This window comes from Psychrobacter sp. AOP3-A1-26, assembly GCF_052378235.1.
GTDB lineage: Bacteria > Pseudomonadota > Gammaproteobacteria > Pseudomonadales > Moraxellaceae > Psychrobacter.
Window position 1 is genome coordinate 22,043 of the sequence record NZ_JBQSXN010000033.1, and the last position, 11,097, is coordinate 33,139.

Sequence of the window (11,097 nt, forward strand, 5' to 3'; positions counted from 1 at the left end):
GCGCAATTTATGATCTTACAATATTAAACTTTCCACCTTTGGACTGATAGAGAAGGGCTTGTCATGGTATGGACTCAAACAAAGCGGCATGTGCAACTTAGTAGTGCCCATCCTGATATTGCCACCAGTCTCATTCAACAGGCTGACTTGGTTGAAAGCTTGCTGGGTATGCCATTGCCCGACAGTGTTTGGAGTAAGTCCGCGCTTATGCCAGCACCCGATGCCTATCCAAGCCCATACCATCAAGACCAACGAGTACAGTCTTATCAAGAGCGACAGCTTGCACTCTATTGCGGCTACCGTATTAGTATTACTCTACTGCAGCCACGAGCAGGACTGGATATAAAGCAATGGCTAGGGCAAAGTCTCTCGGTACATTGGAATACGGGGGATACGCTATTACCAAGCCAAACCCGTCACGGTATCATCACCGAAGCAATTGCTCTCGGTAGTAACAGTGGTATGGCCGCCTATCGTATCATCTGTGAACCTAACTTAGGTCAATTACGCCTGAACAGTCATAATCGCCGTCACCATCATCTCAGTCTCAGTGAACTCATTACCCAAATCATCAGTCCATACGATATGAACGTTGAGATTGACGAGCGCCTCAGTGATGACAGCAACTATCATATCCAGCATAGCGTGCAATACAACCAAACCGACCTGGCATATTTGACTCAATATCTTGCCCTCTATGGCGTCACTGGCTACTATCGTCATGAGAGTGACAAGCACACTCTAGTCTTGTTACCTAGTGATGGCGAAGTCCTACGTCCAGACACAAACGACATTCAAAGCATCCTCAGTCAAAACCCAGCCAACCTCGCTGATAGACAAGATCGCATTACTGCCATTCGCCCGCGTATTGCTCAGCATACTCAGCACAGCGATCTACATCGTTATGACAGTCGCTTGATGAGTACCTATACTGGCAGTAGCAGTAGCGAGCAACCTATCGACTCATCAAACAGCACGCATCAGCGCTTTATGCACAGTCATAGCCGTTTTGATGATGACAGTCTCGATAAGCTTGCCACCCGCTACCAGCAGAACGCACAGCAGCGTGCCAATCTAGGCAGCCTCACTGGTAATATCCGTCACTTAGAGCTGCCAAGTAGCCACTATATCGATGGTAATCCTTATTTAACCGATCCCATCAGTCTGGTGTCTATTCATCAGCACATTAATAATCATATCCCGGCAGATTGGTTGGGTATAGCCGCTTTTGATCCTATTACCTTACAGCCAAATACCGACCATGAAAATGATGACGGCAATGACGACAACGTCCATCACATCAACGCCTGCTACCTACCGTTTCCGCACCATCACCATATTCCCTATGGGGAACAGCTGGACAAACTTGGACAACCGCATCCGAGTCTAACAGGACTTATGAGCGCCAGCATCATAGACATAGACAGCAGCGCCATTACTCATGACCGCAACCACCGTGCCCATATTAGATACCACTGGCAGCAAGAAGAAGATGGGCAGGATAACAATAGTGACAGCGCGCATTGGATACCCATTGCTAGTCATTTAGTCGCTGACCACATGGGACAAACCCATCCTTTGCGTCATGGGCAACATGTCCTTATTGACTTCATCGGTGGTGACATCAGCCATCCCATCATTATTGGCAGCACCCATAACGGCCAAGGTAATTCTGATGCTCAGCATAATAGCATCGTCAGTGACACTGATAGCATTGATGCCACCAGTCCCGCTTGGTTTATTAATCAAAGCCATGCTCACCCCATAGATGGTATCAAGACTCAAAGTATCGATAGCAGTCGCACAGGCGAGGCGACCAAAGACAGCCTTATTAATGGCTATAACCAGCTAATGTTTGACGCTCATCCTGACAGTCCGCAGATTAACGTCTATAGCAGCAGCTTCCAGTCTAGCCTGACTATCGGACATCTGTATCAGCATAGCGACCATACTCGTGGGCAAGCTCGAGGGCGCGGCATTAGTTTAGAGACCCAAGCCGCTGCTAATGTGCAAGGCAGCACAGGTATTCATATCAGTAGCCAAGCATCAGACCCCTTATCAAAATCTCACATGAGTCATAACAGCCATAGTAAGCTGCAAACCGCTGACCAACATCAGCAAGCTTATGCTCAGCTGGCTGAGACTCATCAGCCAGTGGGACTAGAGGGCAGCAGCAATAACAAGCAAAGCAGTAGTAAAGAAGATGCGCAAACACCTTTTGCCCAATTTAGCGAAGACACTAATGATAGTACGCTTAGCGAGTCCGGACAATGGCAACAAGCCAATCTGCTGATCGACTCTCAGCGTCATCTAGCGATGCTAAGCGGACAACACAGTCAGCATACCAGCACTAAAAACACCCATAGCCACGCCACTGATAGCACCCATCATCATGGCCAAACTCAGATGAATCAACTGGTCGCAGGCGATATTCACTACTACTCAAACAAAGCACAGACCCATACCGCGGCTCATGGCGATGTGACGATACAAGCTCATCAAAATCAGATGCGCCTTGATAGCGAGCAGACGCTACGCATCCACAGCCGAGACAGTATTGAGATTATCGCGCCTGATACGTTAACGCTAAAAGCGGCGGGCAGCGGCATTGAGATATCGGGTGGCAATGTGACCTTTATTACGCCAAGTCAAGTGGGCTATAAGGCGAGTAAAGTAGATTGGGGCAGTGGGGGTGGAGAAGCTAAAAACCTGTTGATGAAACAGATGCAGTTTGAAGCTTGTGAGAAGTTGTCAAAGCAGGCTGAGGACAATCATGCTGCTAGTACTGACTTATAATAAAAATAACTTTTACTCAAATCTTACACGCAAATATAAAAGCATGACAGCATAATGAATATCCAACCAAAAAAAACACTGAGCGTAAGCTTACAGACTCAAAGCCTCGATTTTCGAGCACTTAGCACCTTTGATGTCATGATGGTTCATCATAGTCAGACAGAGCTGATTGAAGAGATTAATTCTGCTTTCCCCGACGCTATACATTCATTACAGCAAGAGTTGCTTAGCTATCATATGATTGATAGTCCAGTTATGATTACCCTAATCTCAGACATTCTTAATATCCTAGAGGTGCATTTGCAGCAATGTGAGCTGCTATCTCATAGTCATGGGCTACTTGCACTGCTTGATTATACTGCGCCTAATAGACGAGCGCATCAAACAAGAATGAGTGCCAAAGAGTATTTACCAGACGAGATTGAATGGCAGCAGATAGACAAAGATATCAATGCTTTAGAAAACTTTAAGTTAAACGCAGAGCAAATTGCTTACACGCTTAGTCTTAATCAAATTATTCAAAAAAGTGGTAAGAAAAAGCATTTTCGCTATTTGGATGCGCAAGTACTCATTCACCTGCTGCCATTAAATCAGCACGCCTACATTGCCAATCGCTATGGCTATCCTAATCGGCTTTGGCTATCAATGGATAATAGTTGGTATAGCTTAGATAGTATTCATCACTATAAACCAGAGCAGGTTAGACAAGTACAGCGCCTACCAAGCTACTGTCCACTAACGCAAAACCAGCTAGATAGTATCAGCACGCTTAATCGCTTTTTTGCCAAAAAAGGTATCGATGGGACTGAGTTGATACTGAATCACTACAGTTCATTGCTGAACTGGTTAGACAAAGCAAATACTCAACTAACCGCCGCCACGCATCTGACCAATCCTGTTGACCGTATGACGATGATGAACCGATGGCTGTATGAGTGCTATGAGCAGTCAGGTTTAGTGACATTAGATAATTAAGAATTAAGGAATAAGATAATGGCAAATAGCAATAGATGTGATCAATGTTTGACTCAAGGGATTACGATATTACCTACGCGTTGGGGATGTAGACTTAACAAAAGTTTCTTAAAGAAAAGTAGTGTTTCTAATATTTTATTTAGCTCTAGGTTACTTCGTGAAGGCTATATATACATCCTTGACAATAATGGAGAATGGTATGGCTATGCCGTCACCCAAGGGCGTTATCTAAAGCAATTTGATGTACAGAATACTTCAAAAACTCCTGATTTACCGATATCTGATTATACTTGTCACAGAGGTGATAACTGTACAGCATTGAACAGCTTTATTCGTATTCCTAACCCAAACAACGATATAGAAACTTTGTGGTGTGCTTATAGCCCGGTTAAGTGGACACCTGCAGTGATTGAAAGGCATCAAAATAATATTAATGACGCTAAAACTAATAATATGATTGAAGTACCCGTATCTACTACTCAGTCGAAAAGCAAAATATCTTTAGGAACAGGTGAGTCACAAAATGGTGGCGGCTATGATTTATGGAGGTATGATCCTGAAGGAGATAATAAAGAAGAAACTTATCAGTACCTTGCTCTTGAATACTTTGATGATATTAACCCGTTTACGGAACAACTTTATAGTCCAAATAAATCAGATGAAACAAAAAAACTCAGTACAGAATTATCTAGAACAGAAAAAAATGGGAATCGTGTATTGAGTGTCAACTTTAACGATACTATTGGTAAGTTAATTGACCTAAACGAATTTATGATACAAGCAAAACTTGCCTATAGACCATCAGAAAGTGCAGTGCAAGGCTATACTGTAGCTAAGCTGATAAATACTCTAAGAGACAATATTGACCAAAAAGCAAAAGCTGATGCAGAGCAACACATAGCTAGAGTCAATACAGTTTCTGATGCAATGCAAACTTCACCAAGATGGGAAGGAGATGGGCCAAGTGAAGAAGAACAGCAGGTGGAGGAGCAAAGAAGGCAAGAAGGTGCATTAAAATACACTCAGAGTCAACGTCAAGGAGCATGGTCGGACTATAGCAAATTAATTCGTGAAAGTGAGATGGATAGATGGCTATCAAACTTTGAAGCCAGATCTATGAAACGCAAAAAAGAACTCAATAATATGCTAATTTCATTATCTAGCTACTACAGTGTGTTTCTTAAAGATAAAGATTTAAAAACAATGATGACTCAATGCTTCGATAAAAACGATGAGCTGAGCTGCATTTACTATACTTTAACCGTTCAGCAGTTTGTAGGCGCAACAGCTACTATTCCTGGGCAAGCTAGATTGTATGATTTACAATTATCAGAAAAAAATGCGAGCGACGAAGATAATTATTTAGCGAGAGCGCTTATATTTAATCAAGATAAGGTAGCTAAATATATTGATGGTCTTACTCCAGTTACTCGTCTGACCACAGATGAAATAGTAACTGCTTCTTGGTCAGGGCTATTTAATACAGGCTCATCAGAGATCTTTAAGATGTTTGATGAAAAAGCTAAACAATTAGGTGTTACTGTTGGACTGGCTGAACAGCTCGCTATACCGTTTATGGAAAAGTACGGCACGAGTAGTCAACTTAATAATATTATTGTAGCGCAAAAAGAGTATTTATTTGGTTATCATCATGAAAAAGCGCTAATTATTGTTCAAGGTAAAGGCACGTTTAGCGAAGCCAGAACTGCTTTGAAGGAGGGCATATCTAGAATCGCTGGTACAAGTAATCTGCCTACTCGTATGCGGTATAGTATAGATGAGGCGCTTAAAATTACTGGAGAAAATACAAGACTAAACAATTCTTTTAGTCAAGATTTTTTATATCACATAGATAAATCTCAAGTTAAAAACAGCACTAGTATTTATCAAAGTAGTCAAAAGGCTATTAAGGACAAAGGTAGACTGCAAAGTGGGGTCGCTAGTAGTGTAAGTACATCATCTATTATAAGACCAGCGCCTAATACTTCAAATACCACCTCTAGTGCAAGAGCGCTTGAAACATATAATACGAATGTTCCAGGTAGCAGAAATTATAATATATTTAAAGGAATTGTCGATCAGAATATAGACTTAGCGACTAGAAGTAACTATTTTGGTGGTATGCTCCAAAGTATCGCTTGTGTGTTTTTGGTTCATAGTTTTTTTATAGCCCGAGCAAAAGATGAGACTGGAATAACCGAGGGCGCAAAAGCTGCTGCAGGACTTATGGTACTTATAGCAGGAGGTTTGGAGCTACGCGGCAATGCAAGTCAGCTTATGGTAAATGAGTTTAAATTAGCTAAAAATGCGGGAAAATCCGTAGATGCTAAGAAATTATCTGATGCTACTCGTCAAGCAGGTCGATTATCAATAGGCGCAAGACTATTAGGTATTGGCGGTGCAGCAATATTTGCAGGGTTTGATTTTAATTCTGGAAATAAAGCGGGACGTAATGACGATGGCGTCATGCAATATGCTTACTACGGTTCAGCGGCAACAGGTATAGGATCAACGCTGTTTTTGACATTAGGTGCTGGTATGGCAGCTACGGGTATTGGAGTTGTTTTACTTATTGGTTTTATCGGTATCAATCTATTTATCGGTTACTGGCATAAGACAGGCATGGAGAATTGGCTCAAGCATAGTATATGGGGGACAGACAGCAACAACTGGTCACTTGAACATACGCTAAAGCAATTTGACCATGCTGTGGCTGGCGAAGATATTGACCTACGGGATAACTAAATGATAGACATCAATGGCAGAAACCCCTTTGCAAAATTTACTTATAGAGAAGTTAATCAAAAGCTAGATAATAATTTTGGAATGGGCTTAGGTGGTCGAGTCAGAGAGCTTAATGACTTTAAATGGCTTGATAAAAACCATCGTTATGATGTACCCCTGTATCCACAGCGTACTGTCGTACAGTTTAACTCAACCTATATGGAACTCACAGGACGCCAAGATAGAATACGCGGAGACGTCACATTTGGCGGTATATTCTTTTTGACTATCATTAGTATTGGAATATATTACACAACTTCTAGTGTTTTATTAGATATCACTAAAGGTAATACCTATGCTGTTGCCTATGTTGGCGTTATTACAGTCTTACTGATACTGATGGCTGTTTATTTACTAGCTTTACTCTCAACCGAACTGTTTACCTATACCTATTTGCCTATGCGTTTTAACCGTAAGACACGTAAAGTCTATGTCCGTCAAGCCAATCGTAAAGTTGAGGTTTTTGACTGGGATGAACTACAGTTCTATATGGCAACTACGTACAAAGACGGTGGTGATGTACGTGGCCTCACCCTTGCTGATGATGGTATGACCATTACTAGCATGTTTAGTTTACCATTCGTTAGTGATCTGACCGCTAAAGAGATATTAGGTGGAACGCAGCTAAAACAACATTTTGAATTTGTTCGTCGTTATATGGAAGGTGGTGATAAACAATTTGTAGAAGTTAAAAATGCTATTCGCTATATTCATCCTGTACATCAAAAAAGGGAAAGTCCATTATTATCATTTCAGCGAGCTACATTAGCAGCACTGGATTCAGATGAAAACATGGAGTATCCCAAACAAGCACTAAGATTACATTGGACACATTTAGCAATCATCATACAACTGTGGCTACGCTATCTAGGGCGTCTACTCTCTATCAACACCAGCATTACCCCCAAATTTAGCCCAGAGATAGAAGCTGAATGTCAGATAGATCCTAACGATCCGTATGACTTAAACAAAAACTTGCCCGAAGGTAATATTGAAGATGTCAATCAACCACTCTGGAAAAAGCTGGCTTATAGCGTCGGCCTCATTCTATTTGGCATTATCATGCTGTTTGCGTTTGCATTCTTCGTAGACATCATTGGTAGTATTCGGGGGCATTATCCAGATGTAGTCGGTAAGCTATGGTGTTTATTTAGTTTTAAGTGGTTGTCTTAATAAATCATTGGCTACCTTTTTATTACTGTATGTGATTGCTTAAATAAAAAGTAACTAGGAATAACAACATGCAATTACGCGACGACTTCGCCAAACATATCAGTGAGCTTCACAATCCTATTGACCGTCCTTATACCACTCGTATAGACAGAAGATTATTAGAGAGTACTGAAGATATTGAACATCTTAACAAAGAAATTCATGATGTTAATCCTGACTATCTGACCTTCTTACCAGCATATTTTTGGATGTTTTATTTTGCTATTGGCTGGGTTTATTTTTCTTCATTTTGGTTAGGTAATTATTTTCTTCAAGATATTGGAGAGGTTGTCTTTATAGATGGTGAGTTTAGTCTTTTTGATATAGTATTCAGCTTCTTATGGATTGTTGTATTTGGTACGCCACTAATCCTACTTCTATATCAACTCATCAGAAAGCACTTTATTCGTACCCAGTATTACTTCTTAAAAAAAGAACAGAAAATAGCTTATTACTACCGTCCACTGATGAAATTTAGACAGCCTTATGAGCTTAAGATAGTAGATTATAAAGACGTACATCCAGACTTGCATCTGGACAAATATAATCAAGCGTACACACCACTCAATCTCTACGTCGCTGATCCTCAGACAGGTGACATTACTCACCATCTAAAGCTAGAAGATTATAGAGTCAATCCACGCGTACAATGGGCATTTATCCGCACTTATATGGAAAGCCCAGCGGATGATCTGCCAATAGACAACGAACTCTGCCAAGCATACCCAGCTGACACCAGTAAATCATTGTTTGCTTGCACTGATATTATTTATCGAAAAAACGGTATACTGCCTAGTGATCATTCTGGCGGTGGTCAGATCATGGTCTTTATAATAGGCTCAATAATAGCTTTAGGTAATCTATTTCAGGCTAATCATTACCAATGTACCAAGCGAGCCATCTTGCATCCTGACGTGCAGAAGCTACTTGCATGGGACGGACAAAGCAACCCCTATCCAATACAGCCCATAACTGATGAAGCTAAATTAGCCTTTGAAGGTAGAAATTGGGAGGTTAATGTCAGATGGGCGTGTATCATACTTATTAACGTTGGTTTATTTGCATGGGCGGTAGTGGCTTATAATAGTTGATAAGAAATGGAATAAGCCAATGATTGAAGACAAGCATAGTAATTTTGCCAAACATATCAATGAACTACAAGAAGTTCTTGAAAGCCCTTATAGCAGTGAGATAAATAAAACCTTATTAGATAGCGATGAAGATGTTGAACACTTAAATAAAGAAATTACCAATATTAACCCTGACTATATGAGCTTTTTCCCTAGCTATTTTTGGTATTGGTATTTTGGTATCGGTTGGATATATTTTTCTTCTGTTATGTTTTTTAGTATTTTTATTGGGGATATATTTTATAGAGAACCAATGAAAGGTTTATTACAAATTTTTAATATTGCTTCAATGATATTTATTTTCATAGTATTCTGTACACCGTTAATCCTACTCATCTACCAGCTAATACTTAAACATCCATATCGAACTCAATATTATTTCTTAAAAAAAGAGCAAAAAGTAGTGTATTACTTTCGTCCGGCGTTACAGTTTTTTAAACCCTTTGAATTAAAGATAGTAGATTACAAAGACCTGATTCCTGAAATACATACCATCAAAAATAATACAGCCTACACACCATTAAATTTATATGTTGCAGACCCTAGTACAGGGGATATTACGCATCATATCAAACCGCATGATGTCTCTGTTGATCCTCGTGTACATTGGGCATTTATCCGAACATATATGGAAAGTGATGCCAAAGACCTGCCCATAGACCCTCAATTCTGTGATACTTATCCTGCCGATACCAGCAAATCACTTTTTGCCTGTAGTGATATTGTCTTTCGGAAATATGGCATTCTCAACACGCAGCATTCAGGCGCTGGCGGTATTGTTATGCTTATTATCAGCTCAATATATGCGCTTGGTTACTTATTACAAGGTAATAACTACCAGTGTACTAAGCAAGCCATATTACATCCTGATATTAGCAAGCTACTTACTTGGGATGGTAAAGACAACCCTTACCCGATACAGCCGATTACCGAAGAGGCTAAAAAAGCATTTGAGGGCAAGAATTGGCAAGTGAATACTAGATGGATAGTGGTGATATTAATTAACATAAGTTTGTTTACGTGGGCAGTGATGGCTTATAATGGCTAGCAAAAATTGTTGGCTAACTAAATACTGTACAACTATGATTTACAATCCTCCTAACAATACCCATCCCATCGAAAAGCTCCTGAGTCGACCTTGGGAAGAAAGCATACCTGCGTATCGAGAAAAAATAGCCAGTATAGAGAAGTTGAGCCGTGATGTGCATGAGGTAAACCCAGATTATTTATTATTTCACCCGATCATTAATTCATATCAATTAGTGGGTTTTTTAATGGCTTATTGCTTTAGTTGGTTGTTTGGGCAAGGTCTATTCATGTTCTTAGTAGTATCATTTAGTTATTTGATTATTGAAGAGTTTGAATTATTGTCTTTATTTCCCATTGGTATGCTTATTTTATTTTTAATAGTTTTTGGTTTTGGATCATATTTAGTTTTAAAACAACTTAAAAACAAAAAATCTTACTCTAATAAACTTATATTACTAAAGCAGACCCAGCAGATTGCTTATTATGAGCACAATCGCAAGCAAGAGCCTATCTTCCATTTAATTAATTACAAAGATATTGTCGCCTCAGTCAGACGTAACAAGGGCGTCGTATTTGAAGCGCTAAACTTACATGTGATTGACCCCAAGACAAACCAAACCATTCAAAATATCAATCTCGAAGACATGCAACTCAGCCCTTACGACCAGTGGGCGTTTATCCGCACCTATATGGAACGTCCAGCAGATGAGCTACCGCTTGACCCCCGATATGCTCATGCCTGTCCAACTGATGTCAGTACCTCACTCTTTGCTTGTGCTGATATCGCTCAAGAGAAGAAAAATAAGGGTTTGACTGGACTACGCCATGAAGTGACGATTATGGGTTGGTTACGTGCCTGTACCGTCAGCTTTTTAGATCTTGCTGAAGGCAATATCTACCAGTCTAGTGCCAATCCTGCCTTACATCCTGAAGTGCAGCGACGGCTCATGTGGGATGGCATAAAAAATCCCTATAATATCTTGCCTGTCACCGCAGAGCGGCAAGCGGCCTTTGCTAACAAAAACCAAGCGGTTAAGCAGAAATGGTATTCAGGTATCGCCGTGAATGCAACGTGGTTTATTGGCTCGATACTGTATGTGATGCTGGTGATTGCCAAGCTGTGAGCTACTGTTTTTAATATTTAAAAGGTATTAAGTTGAAAATATTAATC

At 40.4% G+C, this 11,097-nt stretch carries 7 protein-coding genes; all 7 read left to right on the forward strand.

Translation table 11 applies throughout. The annotated features are described in order from the left end of the window. Positions 1 to 63: 63 nt before the first annotated feature. The 7 genes from ACT3TU_RS07445 (at position 64) to ACT3TU_RS07475 (ending at position 11,050) form a co-directional block, all read left to right on the forward strand. Positions 64 to 2,796: a contractile injection system protein, VgrG/Pvc8 family gene (locus ACT3TU_RS07445; protein ID WP_192529213.1), complete on the forward strand. Its 2,733-nt coding sequence runs from the start codon at positions 64 to 66 to the stop codon at positions 2,794 to 2,796. Positions 2,797 to 2,850: 54 nt separating this feature from the next. Then, the gene (locus ACT3TU_RS07450) at positions 2,851 to 3,771 is read left to right on the forward strand and encodes a hypothetical protein (protein ID WP_192529214.1); all 921 of its coding nucleotides are present in this window, start codon (positions 2,851 to 2,853) and stop codon (positions 3,769 to 3,771) included. 18 nt (positions 3,772 to 3,789) lie between these two features. Continuing rightward, positions 3,790 to 6,516, forward strand: coding sequence for a T6SS effector BTH_I2691 family protein (locus tag ACT3TU_RS07455; protein ID WP_192529215.1), 2,727 nt, complete (start codon positions 3,790 to 3,792; stop codon positions 6,514 to 6,516). Beyond that, positions 6,517 to 7,728, forward strand: a complete 1,212-nt coding sequence (locus tag ACT3TU_RS07460; protein ID WP_192529216.1) for a DUF6708 domain-containing protein — start codon at positions 6,517 to 6,519, stop codon at positions 7,726 to 7,728. Positions 7,729 to 7,796: 68 nt separating this feature from the next. Next, positions 7,797 to 8,858 (forward strand): hypothetical protein, encoded by a 1,062-nt coding sequence (locus tag ACT3TU_RS07465; protein WP_192529217.1) that lies wholly within the window; start codon positions 7,797 to 7,799, stop codon positions 8,856 to 8,858. 19 nt (positions 8,859 to 8,877) lie between these two features. Then, entirely contained in the window at positions 8,878 to 9,945 is a 1,068-nt protein-coding gene (locus ACT3TU_RS07470) for a hypothetical protein (protein ID WP_444784209.1), read from the forward strand. A 34-nt stretch (positions 9,946 to 9,979) separates the two neighbouring features. Further along, the gene (locus ACT3TU_RS07475) at positions 9,980 to 11,050 is read left to right on the forward strand and encodes a DUF6708 domain-containing protein (protein WP_192529335.1); all 1,071 of its coding nucleotides are present in this window, start codon (positions 9,980 to 9,982) and stop codon (positions 11,048 to 11,050) included. Positions 11,051 to 11,097: the final 47 nt, after the last annotated feature.

Excerpts from the sequence above, each read along its gene's own strand:
- ACT3TU_RS07445 (WP_192529213.1), top strand. The coding sequence starts at position 64 with ATGGTATGGACTCAAACAAAGCGGCATGTGCAACTTAGTAGTGCCCAT.
- ACT3TU_RS07450 (WP_192529214.1), top strand. The coding sequence starts at position 2,851 with ATGAATATCCAACCAAAAAAAACACTGAGCGTAAGCTTACAGACTCAA.
- ACT3TU_RS07455 (WP_192529215.1), top strand. The coding sequence starts at position 3,790 with ATGGCAAATAGCAATAGATGTGATCAATGTTTGACTCAAGGGATTACG.
- ACT3TU_RS07460 (WP_192529216.1), top strand. The coding sequence starts at position 6,517 with ATGATAGACATCAATGGCAGAAACCCCTTTGCAAAATTTACTTATAGA.
- ACT3TU_RS07465 (WP_192529217.1), top strand. The coding sequence starts at position 7,797 with ATGCAATTACGCGACGACTTCGCCAAACATATCAGTGAGCTTCACAAT.
- ACT3TU_RS07470 (WP_444784209.1), top strand. The coding sequence starts at position 8,878 with ATGATTGAAGACAAGCATAGTAATTTTGCCAAACATATCAATGAACTA.
- ACT3TU_RS07475 (WP_192529335.1), top strand. The coding sequence starts at position 9,980 with ATGATTTACAATCCTCCTAACAATACCCATCCCATCGAAAAGCTCCTG.